Source organism: Peribacillus sp. NPDC097284 (assembly GCF_044761765.1).
In the GTDB taxonomy this organism is placed as follows: domain Bacteria; phylum Bacillota; class Bacilli; order Bacillales; family DSM-1321; genus Peribacillus.
Genome location: NZ_JBIWCZ010000008.1, coordinates 110613 through 125776 on the forward strand (window position 1 = coordinate 110613; position 15164 = coordinate 125776).

Below are 15164 nucleotides of genomic sequence, written 5' to 3' on the forward strand. Positions count from 1 at the left end.
TTCATTTAAAAGAAGCAGGCAATTCTATTTAACTTAAGACGCTACTGGCTTACTATCTCCCAGGATTGCCTTTTCGAGTAATTCGGCAACATCATACGTTTTCACATTCTCTTCAACTTCTTTTGCCTTCGTCCCGTCCGACAACATCGTCAAACAGTATGGGCAACCTGAGCTAATAACAGTTGGGTTTACTGCAAGAGCTTGTTCGGTACGGGAAACGTTAATTCGGTTACCCGTTTCCTCTTCCATCCACATCAAGCCGCCCCCAGCTCCACAGCACATTCCTTTCTCACGGTTACGTTCCATCTCGACAAGTTTGACGCCTTCAATGGATTGCAAGATTTCACGTGGTGGGCTGTATACATCGTTATATCTTCCCAAGTAACAGGAGTCATGGAAGGTAATCGTTTCATTGACCGGGAATTGCGGTACCAGTCTTCCTTCCTTAACAAGCTGAGCAAGTAATTCCGTGTGATGGTACACTTCCGCTTCCAGTCCAAAGTCCGGATATTCATTCTTGAAGATATTATATGCATGCGGATCGATGGTCACGATTTTTTGGATATCGTTTTTCTGGAATTCTTCGATATTTTTCATGGCCAGTTCTTGGAAAACAAACTCATTTCCTAGACGGCGAGGAGTATCGCCCGAATTTTTCTCCTTATTTCCTAAGATGGCAAATTTGACGCCAGCTTCATTCATTAATTTAGCAAAAGAAAGGGCGATTTTTTGGCTTCGGTTATCATACGACCCCATCGAGCCTACCCAGAATAAATATTCAAATTCCTCATCCGCTTTTTTCATTTCCTTGACGGTTGGGATGACAACGTCGTCACGTAAACCTATCCAGTCTTCTCTTTCTTTACGGTTCAATCCCCAAGGATTCCCTTGGCGTTCGATGTTTGTCATCGCACGTTGGGCATCGGGATCCAAACGACCTTCCGTCAGCACCAAGTAACGGCGCATATCAATGATTTTATCAACATGTTCATTCATGACCGGACATTGATCTTCACAGTTCCGGCACGTTGTACATGCCCATAGTTCCTCTTCCGTGATGACTTCCCCAATAAGGCTAGCGCTATAGGCCTCGGTTGCTGCTGCAGACTCCTGCGCCCCCTGCCCCGCACTCGCTAAAGCGATTTGGTTGCCCTTTGTATTTCCAAATACGAAAGACGGAACCCAAGGTTGCTTAGTCGTAACGGCTGCCCCTGTATTCGTTAAGTGATCACGCATTTTGATAATGATATCCATCGGCGATAGCATTTTTCCCGTACCTGTGGCCGGACACATATTCGTACAGCGACCACACTCTACGCAGGCATATAGGTCAATCATTTGATATTGCGTTAAGTCTTCGATATATTTGGCACCATAATATTGATTTCCTTCTTTATCCAAAATCTCTTCCTCTAAATCCACCGGCTTCAGCTTACCCGGGTTATCCAAACGATTCAGGAATACATTAACGGGTCCAGCAATTAAATGAGCGTGCTTGGACTGCGGGATATAGACAAGGAAAGATAATATGATGATCAAATGCAACCACCAAGCTACGTAAAACACGACAGTCGCTGCGGTCGGTCCCATCCAGTTGAATAAAAACGCAATGCTGGATGCTACGGGTTCTGACCACGTTGCATCATGACCGTGCCAGATCATTCCCATTCCATTACCTGTTAATACGGTAACCATGATTCCGGTAATGAAAATGACGACCAACCCTGCTTTAAAATCTCTTTTCAATCGAACAAGCTTCTCTACATAACGGCGGTATGCTGCCCATAAGATTGCAACAAGAACCGTGAGCGTCACGACTTCCTGAAAGAAAGTGAACGCCGGGTATACCGGACCAAATGGTAAATGCCATCCTGGCTTTAATCCTTTAATAAAAAAGTCAATGGCTCCAAATTGTACTAAGATGAAACCATAAAATAACATGGAGTGTATGATTCCACTCTTCTTGTCTTTAAAGAGCTTCTTTTGTCCGAATACATAAACCCCAATTTTAACCAGCCGTTCTTTGACGCGATTATCGAATTCCACCTTTTTGCCAAGCTTTATATAGGCCATTCGAGTCCTGATTAAATAGACAAATAATCCAGCAGCGTAAGCGGTTACAAGTAAAAATGAAATTAAGTTAATCCACAGCAGGCCATTCATTTCCATTGCATGCGTTCCCCCTTTTATATATTCGTGAATCGTGTAAAAATGCCAGATCACCACTTTAAAATTATAGAAAAAATGGCATTTTCCTGAAATTTGATTATCTCCATTATATAATGAATGAGCATTCAGTCAACTTTTTTCTTTGTAAATATTGTTATTTTTCTACACCCACTAGTAAAGTTCGACAATTCCGTCAATTACCCTTCTTATTTTTTAAAAAAATCCACTTTCTCTTGTACTTAATTAATGGTTACAAATAGGTTGTTTGAGTCAAACTAACTTAAACCATTAAGGGGGGATCGTGTTGAAGGTGTTCGTTACGTTTTTTTCTATATTAATGTTGATCCTCACTTGGTGCTGGGTTGATTTCAAATTAGGCTATAAGCAGCAGGTAAAGCGGGCAACGAACATCACTTTCCCGCCCCGTAAAAGTGAAATGACCGTCTTTACATCAGGGAAAATCCTATTCGAAGATTTCCTGAAAGAAATTGAACGGGCCCAGGAGTCCATACATATTCTTTTTTATATCGTGAAAGAGGATCAATTTAGCAATGACTTTTTGAAGTTGCTTCAAAAAAAGGCAGAATCGGGTGTGGAGGTAAGGCTGTTGGTAGATAGGGTCGGAGGTAAAAAAATGTCCCGGCAGTCCATTCAAGAATTAAAGAAAAGCAATGTTCACTTTTCATATAGCTTTAAACCGAAGACCCCTTTCCTTTTCTATTCCACGCAAAGAAGAAATCACCGGAAAATCACCGTAATTGACGGAAGGATTGGGTATCTGGGCGGTTTTAATATTGGGAAGGAATATATTAATCAAGGAGAAAAGCTAAACCCTTGGCGTGATTACCACCTGAAAATCACGGGGGAAGGAGTGAAGGATTTACAGGAAGTTTTCCTTTCTGATTGGTTTTATGATACAAAAGAAGATTTCAGGGGGACTCCCGCCTATTTTCCTGAATTAGTTCCTGGCTCACAAGCTCAACAGTTCATCGTGACTAATGGAAGCGACCTTGAACAAACTCTGATAAACCTGATTCAAAAAGCTGATACGGAAATTATTATTGGGACACCCTACTTCATCCCAAGCCATAAATTGTTTGAAGCATTAAGGGAAGCCCTTTCCAGAAAGGTAGCGGTCACCGTCATCGTTCCGGACGTTTCGGACCATGCCCTAGTTAAAGAGGCATCATTCCGCTACTTTAGAATTTTATTAAGAGAAGGCGCCTCCATCATGCAATTTCAGAGAGGGTTCTACCATTCTAAAGTGATATTGATCGATGATATTATGTGTGATATCGGTACGGCAAATTTTGATAAACGGAGTTTATTCCTGAATAGCGAAATCAATTGTTTAATATATGACCGCCGCTGCATAGAAGATGTGAAGGATGAATTGGCGATCGACATTGCTGAATCTAACCCAATAGCGGAAAAGACACTCTCCTCCCCTAATATCTTACGTTCAGTAAAAGAATCACTAGCTGCCATCCTTTCCCCTTTTCTTTAAAAATCGGGTAATGGGAGTGAAGAAAATGAAAATACGATTCGGATTTGTATCCAATGCAACCTGTCTTTGGGAGGCCTCCCCTGCAAAGACCCTGACCTTCAAACGATATAACGAGCTTGGTCAGGAAGAAGGAAGGCAAAAGCTATTAGAGGTGACCAAACAAAATATCGAGAACACATTGCGGGTCCTTCAGTATAATACGGCCCATCAGGTCGAGCTTTACCGACTTTCCAGTTCCATCGTTCCCTTGGCGACTCACCCGGATGTAAAATGGGATTTTGTCACCCCTTTTGCAAAAGAATGGAAACAACTTGGGGATTGGGTATTGGCGAACAACATGCGGGTCAGCTTTCATCCGAACCAATTTACGCTTTTCACTAGCCCGAAACCAAGCATTACAGAAAATGCCGTGAAGGATATGGAATTTCACTATAAAATGCTTCAAGCGATGGGCATTGCAGACCAATCCTTCATCAATATCCATATTGGCGGCGCCTACGGTGTTAAAGATTCAGCAATCATTCGCTTTCACGACAACCTCAGGTCGCTCCCTGAACATGTAAAAGCAAGGATGACCCTGGAGAATGATGATAAGACCTATACAGCTTCCGAAACGTTACGTGTATGTAAGCGGGAAGGCATTCCTTTCGTCTTTGATTATCATCACCATCTTGCCAATCTATCCGTGGAGCCGCTTAACGAGCTACTCACCGATGTCTACACTACATGGGAAGACAGCAATTCGGTCCCTACAATCCATATTTCTTCCCCAAAGTCAGCCAGTGCGTTTCGTTCACATGCCGATTATATTGATATAGCCTTCATTATGCCCCTCCTAAAAGCACTCACGGAGTTGGGGAAGGATGTTGATTTCATGATTGAAGCAAAAATGAAGGATCAGGCGATGCTGAAATTGATTGAAGAGATGTCTAGAATCCGTGGAGTGAAAAGAGTAAGCGGGGGATCTGTTTTCATTAAATAAAAAAGCGGCCGTTTCACGGGAAACGACCGCTTTTTCTTATTACATTTTTTCCGGTGCAGAAACGCCGATTAGTGCCAGTGCGTTTCTCAACGTAATTTGAACCGATTTCACTAGAGCAAGACGAGCTTTACTTCTATCCATTTTCTCACTATCCAATACTTTATCCGCATTGTAGAAGCTGTGGAATGTAGAAGCAAGGTCGAAAATATAATTCGTCATGCGGTGCGGCATCCGTTTTTCGGCTGCTTCCGCGATTGCCTGTGGGAATTCCCCTAATTTCTTCAATAGCTCGAATTCCTTCTCCGTAGAAAGAGCAGTAAAATCAGTGATGCCTTCATAGCTAATCCCTTGTTCCACACCTTGACGCAAGATGCTTGAAATACGGGCATGAGCATATTGTGAATAATAGACCGGGTTATCATTGGATTGTGATACAGCTAGATCAAGGTCAAAGTCCATATGTGTGTCCGCACTTCTCATGGCAAAGAAATACCGTGTGGCATCCAGGCCGACCATTTCAATCAAGTCACGCATCGTTACCGCTTTACCGGTACGCTTGCTCATTTTCATTTTCTCGCCATCTTTGAATAGATGAACAAGCTGAATGATCTCCACTTCAAGCTGCTCACGATTATAGCCTAACGCTTCGATTGCCGCTTTCATACGTGGAATATAACCATGGTGATCCGCTCCCCAAATATTGATGAGGGTGTCGAATCCACGCTCCAATTTATTGCGGTGGTACGCAATATCCGGTGTCAGGTATGTGTAGGAGCCATCCTTTTTGATAAGAACGCGGTCCTTATCATCGCCAAGTTCTGTTGAACGGAACCAAGTTGCCCCGTCTTCTTCATAAACATGGCCTCTCTCCTTCAGAACGCTTAGTGCTTCGTCGATTTTCCCATTTTGATAAAGGGACGTTTCCGAGAACCACACATCAAAACCGACACGGAAATTTTCCAAGTCCGTTTTCAGCTTAGCCATTTCACATTTCAATCCGTACTCACGGAAAAAGTCATAACGTTCTTTTTCATCGACGTTAACATACTTATCTCCATATTCCTTCGCAAGCGTTTTACCAATCCCGATAATATCTTCGCCGCGGTAACCGTCTTCAGGCATTTCTTTATCAAGGCCAAGTGCTTGGAAGTACCGTGCTTCGATTGAAATTGCCAAGTTATTGATTTGGTTACCTGCATCATTGATATAGTATTCGCGCGAAACGTCATATCCCGCTTTTGATAGAACATTACATAACGTGTCACCAACAGCAGCACCACGCGCATGACCAAGGTGAAGGTCACCAGTCGGGTTTGCGGATACGAACTCCACCTGGATTTTTTCGCCTTTACCATAATCGCTTTCGCCATAGGCTTCATCTGCTTTCAGAATCACTGGAACCAACTCTGTCAGATAAGCATTATCCATGTAAAAGTTTATGAATCCCGGGCCTGCGATTTCAATTTTTTCAATGGATGCCTTGGACTGGTCAAAGTTTTCGATGATCGCTTCAGCAATCATTTTCGGTGCTTTTTTTGCGATTTTCGTTAATTGCATTGCCATATTCGTGGAGTAATCTCCGTGTGTCTTATCTTTTGGAAGTTCCAACACTACTTGGGGAACCTGTTCTTCCGTTGCCAGACCAGCTTTAATAACCGCATTTTTAATTTCCTGTTTCAGTTTTGCCTGTACCTCATTTACTATATTCATGTTCTAAGCTTCCTCCTTGTAGGAAATCGTCATTTCATATTGCCCGGGTTCGCTTCCCTGCATATGTAGTGCATAGCGAAGGATCAGTTTCCCTTCCTTTTTCTTTTCATCCCATTGATGCTGAATTTTCTTTGTGGTCGTCGATAGCCCCAACCTGCCATATATACTTTCATAATGTCCATTTGTCGCTTCCTGCAAGCGAAAAAGCTGTCTCATTTTAACGGCACCGTTCCTAAGCAGAATCGTTTCGTTCGTTTTATGCTTGATGGTTGTCTGCGTTTTGCCGGCTTCATTTTCCTCTGCATATTGCAAATACAAATCGGATCCTTTATACATCCTTGTACCAAAAGTGACGAGCTCATACGTTTCCGTTTCAGAGCCATGCCTGATTTTTGTCTGCAATGTCACTTTAACATTCTGCTTATCTATATCATGAAGAGTCAAAGCTACACTTCCTTCATCATCTCGTTCTTAACTTTATAAGTATAAATATTCTTCAATGAAGTTTCAACTTGGAGCGGAAAATAAAGTTTCATATCTTGTCTTAGTATGCAATTCATTTGAATGTAACGCAAGACAAGCTCTTAATTACGAAGGGAAAGCGATGATATTTCCCGAATACATACAAAAAAAGGCCATTCCCGCTAAAATGCAGGAACAGCCTCCCCTATCATATTTAACCCTTTTGAACCCAACCAAGAATCATTTCACGAATCAGCTTGCTTGCCGTATTCGCCGTTTGTTCAGATGGATCATAAATCGGGGCCAATTCTACTAAATCACAGCCAACCACATTCACTTCTGAACGGGCTATCTCGTGGATCGAAGCTAAAAGCTCTTTGGACGTAATGCCACCGCAGTCGACGGTCCCTGTACCCGGCGCATGCGCAGGGTCAAGCACGTCGATGTCTATCGTCACATAAACCGGACGACCCGCTAATTGCGGCAATACTTCCTTCAGGGGCTCAAGCACTTCAAACTTAGAGATGTGCATGCCATTTTCCCTTGCCCATTGAAATTCTTCCTTTAGCCCGGAACGGATTCCAAATGAATAAACATTACTTGGCCCGATAAGCTCTGCTGATTTTCGGATGATGGAAGCATGGGAAAGTGGCTCTCCTTCATAATCCTCCCGCAAATCTGTATGGGCGTCCATATGGATGATGGCCATATCGGGGTACTTTTTAAACATGGCTTTTATGACAGGCCATGTAACAAGGTGTTCTCCCCCCATGCCCAATGGGAATTTACCGGCATCAAGCACACCGTCTACAAATTCTTCAATCATATCGATACTGCGTTGCGGATTACCGAAAGGCAATGGGATATCCCCAGCATCATAGAATTTCACTTCTTCCAATTCACGGTCTAAGTATGGGCTGTATTCTTCCAAGCCGATTGAAACTTCTCGAATCCTTGTTGGGCCAAAACGGGAACCCGGACGGAAGCTGACTGTCCAGTCCATCGGCATACCATAAAGCACCGCTTCGGATTCCTCGAAGTCCGGATGGCTTTTAATGAATACATTGCCTGAGTACGCTTCATCGAATCGCATGTTCATGCCCCCTTATTTCACTAAATCTTGAACGAATTTAGGCAGGACGAAAGCTGCTTTATGAAGTTCTTTTGTATAGTATTTTGTTTCTATATCGTGGAAACGCTCGTCTGGAACGTCAAGCGGATTATATTTTTTAGAACCGATCGTGAATGCCCACAGCCCACTTGGATACGTCGGGATATTGGCTAAATAAAGGCTTGTGATCGGGAATATTTCTTTCACATCGCGCTGTACATCGCGGATTAAGTCCGATTTAAACCAAGGGTTATCCGATTGGGCAACGAAGATTCCGTCTTCTTTCAAAGCCTTGGAGATGCCGGCATAAAAGCCTTTGGTAAATAGATTTACAGCAGGACCCACTGGTTCGGTGGAGTCCACAAGAATCACATCGAATTCATTTTCACTCTTCGCGATGTGCATAAAGCCATCCCCTACTTGCACATCGACACGTGGATCTTCTAGCATGCCTGCAATTTCAGGTAAATACTTCTTGGAGTATTCGATGACCTTTCCATCAATATCAACCAGTGTAGCTTTTTTTACGCTTGGATGCTTAAGAACTTCACGGATAACTCCGCCGTCTCCTCCTCCTACGACCAAAACATTTTCTGGATTAGGATGTGTAAATAAAGGAACATGGGCTACCATCTCGTGGTAAACGAACTCATCGCGTTGGGATGTCATCACCATGTCATCCAACAAAAGCATATTTCCCCATTCTTCAGTTTCAATCATATCCAACTTTTGAAACTCCGTTTGTTCCGTATGTAAAGTACGATTCACTTTCATCGTAATACCAAAATTCTCTGTTTGTTTCTCAGTAAACCAAATGCTCATTTATTAACGCTTCCTTTCCAAAATCTTATAGTCTTTCAACTAATTGGCCGATATTCGGTATACCCATTAGCTAGAAAAAGTATAGACGAATCTACCAGAAATGCAAGATAAATATTACAATTCCACTTCTTATGTTTAAAAATATCTTTTTTTTCCATAATAGTAATAGATTATTTTTTTAAAAATAAGAGAGGTGAAAGCAATGGAGCTCATTCCAAGCGAACGTTTTAAAAGGACAACTAAATATGTGCGGGCTTTCATCATTTTTGCCACAATAGGTCTCATCATTCTCTTTGTCTTGCTTCTCTCTTTACTGATGTATGCAAAAATACTAGGCCCGCCGCCTTTGGCTGTACCTCAATCGACGCTGTATTATAGCCATGACGGAAATGTGATCGGAGAATCCGATAATGGTCAAAAGCGCTACTGGGTCGGGCTGGAATCGATTTCACCCGAACTAGTCAAGGCAACAGTCGCAGTAGAAGATCGCCAATTTTACACCCATAAGGGCTTTGATATAAAACGGATCGGTGGTGCCATCCTTGCTGATGTCCGTGCCATGTCCAAGGTTCAAGGGGCAAGTACGATCACCCAGCAATATGCCCGGAATCTCTTCCTTGACCATGATAAGACGTGGTCGCGTAAGCTAAATGAAGCGTTCTATACAATACGCCTGGAAATGAATTACTCAAAAAAAGACATTCTAGAAGGCTATTTAAATACGATTTACTATGGCCATGGCGCCTATGGAGCACAAGCTGCAAGCCAATATTACTTCGGTAAGGATGCCAAGGATTTGACGCTCCCGGAGGCAAGCATGCTAGCCGGAATCCCAAAGGGGCCATCCAACTATTCGCCTTTGGACAACCTGGATAAGGCCAAATCAAGGCAAAAGGTCGTCCTGCATGCCATGCAAACCAAAGACTATATTTCAAAAGCTGATACGGATGAAGCCCTCCAGGCATCCCTTTCTTTAAATGGCGAACATGGTACTGTAACCAAGAAAATGGCTCCTTACTTCCAGGATGCCGTCAAACAGGCCCTAAAAACGCAACTTCATTTAGATGACCGGACAATCGAGCTCGGGGGCTTAAAGGTTTATACCACATTGGATGAAAATCAACAGCGCATCGCAGAGGAGTCCCTCTCCACTGTCATACCCGAACAGGCTAGCATCCAAGCATCACTGGTGGCCATGGATCCCAGGACCGGGGAAGTCCGCGCACTCGTCGGGGGCACTGACTACACAGCTTCACCATTCAACCGTGTCACACAGGCCCTACGCCAGCCAGGATCGACAATAAAGCCGCTTCTATACTATTCAGCACTAGAAAACGGGTTTACACCGTCAACCACTTTAAAAAGTGAGGCCACAACCTTTACCTTTGATGATGGCCATACTTCATATAAGCCGCATAACTATAATTATCAGTATGCGAATGATGAAATAACGATGGCACAGGCCATTGCTTTATCCGACAACATTTATGCCGTGAAGACCCATCTATTTCTCGGCGAACAGGCATTGGTTGATGCGGCACGTCGTTTTGGCATCACTTCCAAAATGGATGCGGTTCCTTCCCTTGCACTTGGCACATCCAATGTGAGGCCCATTGAAATGGTCAATGCGTACGGAATCCTGGCTAATGGCGGCAAAAAAGTAGAGCCTACATTCATCACCAAGGTGGAAGACCGAAGAGGTGAAGTCATCTTCGAACGGTCCCAGAAAGGTGAACAGATTCTGGATAAGGATAAGGCATTTGTCATGACCGAAATGCTTACCGGTGTTTTTGACGAAACGCTAAACGGCTACACGAAGGTGACAGGGAGCACGATCAGTTCCCAACTGACGCACCGCGTCGCAGGGAAGTCGGGTTCCACTTCCACCGACAGCTGGATGGTCGGTTATACGCCTCAACTGGTTGCAGGTGTATGGACTGGCTACGATCAAGGGAAAAAGATAGAAATCCCCGCCGAAAAAAGTTATGCGAAAAAAATATGGGCATCCTATATGGAGAAGGGTTTGAAAGGGCAACCTTCGAAACCCTTTAAGGAAACGGGTAATGTAATCGGTGTACATGTCAATCCAGCAAGCGGCAAACTTGCAACAGATGCCTGCCCCGTCTCCAGATTAACTTACTATGTAAAAGGAACCGAACCCGTGGAATACTGTGAAGAGCACTTCAAGCAAAAGAACACCAAAAGTGCTCCGAAGGACGGGAAACATAAAAACCCCTGGTATAAAAAAATCTTAAAACCTTGGGGATAACGAAAAACCCCGAAGCCGGTAGCGGCTTCGGGGTTTTTCTGTCCTAGTTCCACAGTGTCTAAACTGCTGTCTCTAAGTTTACTGATTTTATTCGCTTCGTACAAGTGATTTTTTTACTAAACTTCACATTTCATACAATAATACACATTTAAACCGTCAAAGACTGTTTAAGCTCATCGGATGAACGCTCCCACATTCCTGCATCGTGGTTTTTCAGGAACTCGGCAAGGATGCTTTTTGATTTATCGTCCATATCCTCGACGATGATATGGCGTTTCAAGGATTTATCCATCCGGTTAACATGTTCCGGCAAGGATTTGTACCCACGTCTGATTGAGCGGTCCACCGTCATCTCACAAGCGGTCACCCCGGCATAGTACGGACCATTTTGCAGGGCTTCAATCGTTACCCAAACAAGCCAGTAGGGTTTCCCATTTGGCACTTCCTCTTTTGTCTTTAGAAACTTGATTCCTTTTTCCACAGCACTTCTTGCATGCATCGCGCCGATGTCGACTTCCGCTTCACCAGCATCCACATCAATGATGACCGGTGAAATATTGTCGAGAGTTAAAACACCAGCGCCATATCCGCCATGGCCTTTCATCGGATCATTTTTAATAATATTGAAGCCTATCTTTTTCTTTGGTTGTTCTTCCATGTTAATAACCCCCTTCAGTTTCGTCATTTACTATATTAAAAAAACAAAAGACTTAAAGTGTGTCCGAGATTGTCACGAACGAATGGTACAAGTTCATTCATAATCGGACTGATTGTATATTTACCCAACGGTGTGATGACTAAAATCAGGAAAATCAAGGATCCGTATTGCTCATACTGAGTCATTTTCGCACGCATTTCCACCGAAACCAAATCTTCTACGATCCGATACCCATCAAGAGGTGGCAGTGGTATCAAATTGAATACGAACAGTACGATATTTAAGTGAATCAACATCGTAAAGAAAGGTTCCACGAAGAATGGCATGTCGTAAGGTCCCAACCCTGAAGCGAGTAACCCGTACCAGATTAAATAGCCTATCGTCGCCACAAGAAGATTGCTGAGCGGACCTGCAAAGGAAACCAGTATGCCAGCCAGTCTTGGATTCTTAAAATGAAACCGATTGACAGGGACAGGCCTTGCCCAACCAAATCCTACAATCAAAATCAGGAGCGTACCGATTGGATCCAAATGCTGTATGGGATTCAAGGTGACCCTTCCTTGATTCTTAGCTGTCGGATCCCCAAATTTATAGGCCACATAGGCATGGGAAAATTCATGAACCGTAAACGCGATCAAAAGAACGACAATCACGTAAGGAAGCCTATCCAAACTATAAGCCAAAAACTGTCCTAATTGATCCAATAGCTTCTCCCCCAATGTTTATTACCGTTAGTATACATGAAAATTTCAAGATGTGAAAAAACTCTGATTTCAGTATCTTGCAAATATTTCCCTAATGTGAAACACTACATCTATTAAAAAGAATGGGGGAATATGAAAATGCCATATGTAACAGTCAAGATGCTTGAAGGCCGTACCGAGGAGCAAAAAAAAGCATTGGTAGAAAAAGTAACAGCAGCTGTTTCAGAAACAACCGGTGCACCAGCCGAAGCTGTAACGATTTTCATCGAAGAAATGGCTAAAAACCACTTAGCCGTTGCCGGCGTTCGTAAAAGCGACCAATAAAAGGGTTCATAATCGTAAAAGCTAAGCCATCAATTCGGCTTAGCTTTTCCTTGTAGCTTCTCTATATATTCATATGCATCATCTATTTCTTCAAGCGTATATTTTTGCTTGCTTTTCAGCGTGAAGATTTTTTCAATGACCTCTTCCTTTTCCAACGTATCAAAGTAAAGGACCGTTGAAACAAGTTCCAAAAACCGGGCATTTTGTTCATTCATATCCAATAAGCATGTATCAAGAGAAGGCATATCAACTTCCTGTATCGACAAGAAGTCTTTTCCCGCCTCCGTAATGGAATAGCAGTATTGATAATAGCCCGCCTTTTTCTCCTTCACTTCATTCAGGTACCCCATTGCGCAAAGTTCCTCTATTCGTAAAGTCAATTCCTCCGAGTACGGTCCGTAAAAGTGAAATTGAAATTTTTCATGAAAAGGAAAGGATAACTTCTTCGCTATATAAACAATTTTTTGCAGCTTTTTTCGACCTGAAATTTCACCTGCAGTTGAAATGGCATTGATAATGTTTGCATGATCCTTAAACAAGGCTCGTCACTCCTCACCCAAAATGTACCGCTTTAAATCGACAGCTCCAATAGCTGACGGATTTGTTTTTTTATATCTTTATTCGTTGATTCATCGCGCAGTAAATCTGCCGGGAAGTACAACTTATGATCCGTTCGTCTTTTTCCTGAAATGGCATCCACTATTTCGGATTCACGCGACAATTCCCGAAGTTCGCCATTCGTTTGCAGCAAATGGATTGGCAACCGCTCTTCTTCTTCGCCTGGACGATAAAAATCATAGGGCAGGTCCGAGGAGGAATCGACGACTAAATAATAATCAGGATCGATTCCCGCCTCAATGAATAGCGCCCTTAATTCCATTAGTTTATTCATTTGGCTATTCGAAGGATGAAACTCAACATATTTAAAGAGTTTTCGATTCACGAAACGGATACATAAATCCCTTAAGATTGGATCCTCTTCTTCTTCCCAAGCCTCGAAATAGTAGAGCATCACGGATTCATCCATTTTCAAGTAATCTTCTAACGTGACATTGCCCTTGAACATTGAATAAAAGTGACGGGGTTCTTGGGCAAATTGGTAGTTGGTTTCGAATAAATACTTTGCCCTATGCAAAATTTTCGTTAGGATGACCTCGGCACTCCGTGTAACCGGGTGGAAGTAGACCTGCCAATACATTTGGTATCGACTCATAATATAGTCTTCCACCGCGTGCATCCCACTTTGCTTAATGACAGCATGCTCCTCACGCGGCCGCATCACCCGTAATAGCCGCTCCATATCAAAATGGCCGTAGCTTACTCCAGTGAAATAAGCGTCCCGTTGCAGATAATCCATCCTATCGGCATCAATTTGACTAGAAATCAAGCTGACTACTAATTTGCCTTTATACGTTTTGGCAATGACCTCCGCTACTTTTTTAGGAAAATCGGGTCCAACTTTGAGAAGGATTTCATTCACTTCCGTATGACCGATAATGATCTGTTGAGTGAACTGTTCATGGTCCAAATCAAAAACCTTTTCAAAAGAGTGAGAGAATGGGCCATGTCCTAAATCATGTAGCAAGGCCGCACACAGCGAAAGCAGCCTTTCCTCCGGTTTCCATTCCGGTCTCCCTTCAAAGACATCATCGACAATTCTTCGGACAATCTCATATACCCCAAGCGAATGGCTAAACCTACTATGTTCTGCACCATGAAAGGTAAGATAGGTCGTTCCTAGTTGCTTGATTCTGCGAAGACGCTGGAATTCTTTCGTGCCGATCAAATCCCAAATAACCCGGTCCCGAACGTGTATATACCGGTGTACTGGGTCTTTAAATACTTTTTCTTCTTGTAATTTTTCGCCAGAATATTCCATGGACTACCCTCATTTTCATAATCTCATTGCTTTTATTATAGCTTGTCTTTATAGAATATCCTAACTCGACCCATGATAGAAAGCCTGTTGATTTTATATGAAATCAGGAGTTTTTATGGATTTTGATAGAGAAAATAACGGAATTAAAAAATCACCACAGTTTATTGAATCTGGGTGACGAGTCGCATGTTTCACGTTTCAAAACTGCTGAATTATTTATACATAAAGCTACTTTAGCTTCTTATCTATTTTCTCTAGTAACTCGTCTTCTGTCGGGGCCGCAACTGGGCGGTTATTGACAAAAGCGAAGGATTTTTTCCTGCCCGGACCACAATAGGATTGGCAGCCAATTTCAATTTTCGCGTCAGGATCAAGCTTTTCCAGCCGTGGAATTAATGTTTTGACGTTTACTGCCAGGCAGTCATCACACACTCTGAATTCATTGGACATCCTCGGTAAGCATCCTTTCTATAACAAATGATTTTCGTTCTATTTACGTGACTAAAAGGTATTTTACCGTTTCTATCTATGAATATCAAGAGACGGAATGGAAGGAGAAAAGATGCT

Annotated in this window: 14 protein-coding genes; 4 read left to right on the forward strand and 10 right to left on the reverse strand. The window is 42.8% G+C overall.

Going from position 1 to position 15164, the window contains the following annotated elements:
* Positions 1–33: 33 nt before the first annotated feature.
* On the reverse strand, positions 34–2163 hold the full coding sequence (locus tag ACIQXU_RS15105) for a heterodisulfide reductase-related iron-sulfur binding cluster (protein WP_402990587.1): 2130 nt from the start codon (positions 2161–2163) through the stop codon (positions 34–36).
* A gap of 307 nt (positions 2164–2470) precedes the next feature.
* Here ACIQXU_RS15105 and cls point away from each other — a divergent pair, with 307 nt between their 5' ends.
* Both cls and uvsE read left to right on the forward strand, forming a co-directional pair.
* Positions 2471–3676, forward strand: a complete 1206-nt coding sequence (gene cls / locus ACIQXU_RS15110) for a cardiolipin synthase (protein WP_402990509.1) — start codon at positions 2471–2473, stop codon at positions 3674–3676.
* Positions 3677–3701: 25 nt separating this feature from the next.
* Complete coding sequence (gene uvsE, locus ACIQXU_RS15115; RefSeq protein ID WP_402990512.1) at positions 3702–4658, forward strand: UV DNA damage repair endonuclease UvsE; 957 nt, start codon at positions 3702–3704, stop codon at positions 4656–4658.
* Between the two features lie 39 nt (positions 4659–4697).
* Here uvsE and argS read toward each other — a convergent pair whose 3' ends face one another.
* From argS to speE, 4 genes are all read right to left on the reverse strand, one after another.
* Positions 4698–6368: an arginine--tRNA ligase gene (argS, locus tag ACIQXU_RS15120; RefSeq protein ID WP_402870249.1), complete on the reverse strand. Its 1671-nt coding sequence runs from the start codon at positions 6366–6368 to the stop codon at positions 4698–4700.
* A gap of 3 nt (positions 6369–6371) precedes the next feature.
* Positions 6372–6812 carry a YwiB family protein gene (locus ACIQXU_RS15125; protein ID WP_402954930.1) on the reverse strand — a complete coding sequence of 147 codons (441 nt, stop codon included), beginning with the start codon at positions 6810–6812 and terminating at the stop codon, positions 6372–6374.
* Between the two features lie 232 nt (positions 6813–7044).
* Positions 7045–7923 carry an agmatinase gene (gene speB, locus ACIQXU_RS15130; RefSeq protein ID WP_402990515.1) on the reverse strand — a complete coding sequence of 293 codons (879 nt, stop codon included), beginning with the start codon at positions 7921–7923 and terminating at the stop codon, positions 7045–7047.
* Between the two features lie 12 nt (positions 7924–7935).
* Positions 7936–8763 carry a spermidine synthase gene (gene speE, locus ACIQXU_RS15135; protein ID WP_402870241.1) on the reverse strand — a complete coding sequence of 276 codons (828 nt, stop codon included), beginning with the start codon at positions 8761–8763 and terminating at the stop codon, positions 7936–7938.
* Between the two features lie 202 nt (positions 8764–8965).
* Here speE and ACIQXU_RS15140 point away from each other — a divergent pair, with 202 nt between their 5' ends.
* Positions 8966–11032, forward strand: a complete 2067-nt coding sequence (locus ACIQXU_RS15140; protein ID WP_402954934.1) for a transglycosylase domain-containing protein — start codon at positions 8966–8968, stop codon at positions 11030–11032.
* Positions 11033–11180: 148 nt separating this feature from the next.
* Here ACIQXU_RS15140 and ACIQXU_RS15145 read toward each other — a convergent pair whose 3' ends face one another.
* On the reverse strand, positions 11181–11690 hold the full coding sequence (locus tag ACIQXU_RS15145) for a YwhD family protein (RefSeq protein WP_402990518.1): 510 nt from the start codon (positions 11688–11690) through the stop codon (positions 11181–11183).
* Positions 11691–11725: 35 nt separating this feature from the next.
* Positions 11726–12394: a site-2 protease family protein gene (locus ACIQXU_RS15150; protein ID WP_402870235.1), complete on the reverse strand. Its 669-nt coding sequence runs from the start codon at positions 12392–12394 to the stop codon at positions 11726–11728.
* A gap of 138 nt (positions 12395–12532) precedes the next feature.
* On the opposite strand from ACIQXU_RS15150, the gene ACIQXU_RS15155 reads away from it, so the two are divergent.
* On the forward strand, positions 12533–12718 hold the full coding sequence (locus tag ACIQXU_RS15155; RefSeq protein ID WP_402870233.1) for a 2-hydroxymuconate tautomerase: 186 nt from the start codon (positions 12533–12535) through the stop codon (positions 12716–12718).
* 29 nt (positions 12719–12747) lie between these two features.
* Here ACIQXU_RS15155 and ACIQXU_RS15160 read toward each other — a convergent pair whose 3' ends face one another.
* From ACIQXU_RS15160 to ACIQXU_RS15170, 3 genes are all read right to left on the reverse strand, one after another.
* A complete protein-coding gene (locus ACIQXU_RS15160; protein WP_402870231.1) occupies positions 12748–13257 on the reverse strand; it encodes a YwgA family protein in 510 nt (169 codons plus the stop codon).
* A 32-nt stretch (positions 13258–13289) separates the two neighbouring features.
* Positions 13290–14597, reverse strand: coding sequence for an HD domain-containing protein (locus tag ACIQXU_RS15165; protein ID WP_402990521.1), 1308 nt, complete (start codon positions 14595–14597; stop codon positions 13290–13292).
* A 228-nt stretch (positions 14598–14825) separates the two neighbouring features.
* Entirely contained in the window at positions 14826–15047 is a 222-nt protein-coding gene (locus ACIQXU_RS15170; RefSeq protein WP_402870227.1) for a YuzB family protein, read from the reverse strand.
* Positions 15048–15164 lie beyond the last annotated feature (117 nt).

What these genes read in the sequence shown, in the direction of transcription:
- ACIQXU_RS15105 (WP_402990587.1), bottom strand. Translation starts at nt 2,163, where the DNA reads ATGAATGGCCTGCTGTGGATTAACTTAATTTCATTTTTACTTGTAACC.
- uvsE (WP_402990512.1), top strand. Translation starts at nt 3,702, where the DNA reads ATGAAAATACGATTCGGATTTGTATCCAATGCAACCTGTCTTTGGGAG.
- argS (WP_402870249.1), bottom strand. Translation starts at nt 6,368, where the DNA reads ATGAATATAGTAAATGAGGTACAGGCAAAACTGAAACAGGAAATTAAA.
- speB (WP_402990515.1), bottom strand. Translation starts at nt 7,923, where the DNA reads ATGCGATTCGATGAAGCGTACTCAGGCAATGTATTCATTAAAAGCCAT.
- speE (WP_402870241.1), bottom strand. Translation starts at nt 8,763, where the DNA reads ATGAGCATTTGGTTTACTGAGAAACAAACAGAGAATTTTGGTATTACG.
- ACIQXU_RS15140 (WP_402954934.1), top strand. Translation starts at nt 8,966, where the DNA reads ATGGAGCTCATTCCAAGCGAACGTTTTAAAAGGACAACTAAATATGTG.
- ACIQXU_RS15145 (WP_402990518.1), bottom strand. Translation starts at nt 11,690, where the DNA reads ATGGAAGAACAACCAAAGAAAAAGATAGGCTTCAATATTATTAAAAAT.
- ACIQXU_RS15155 (WP_402870233.1), top strand. Translation starts at nt 12,533, where the DNA reads ATGCCATATGTAACAGTCAAGATGCTTGAAGGCCGTACCGAGGAGCAA.
- ACIQXU_RS15165 (WP_402990521.1), bottom strand. Translation starts at nt 14,597, where the DNA reads ATGGAATATTCTGGCGAAAAATTACAAGAAGAAAAAGTATTTAAAGAC.
- ACIQXU_RS15170 (WP_402870227.1), bottom strand. Translation starts at nt 15,047, where the DNA reads ATGTCCAATGAATTCAGAGTGTGTGATGACTGCCTGGCAGTAAACGTC.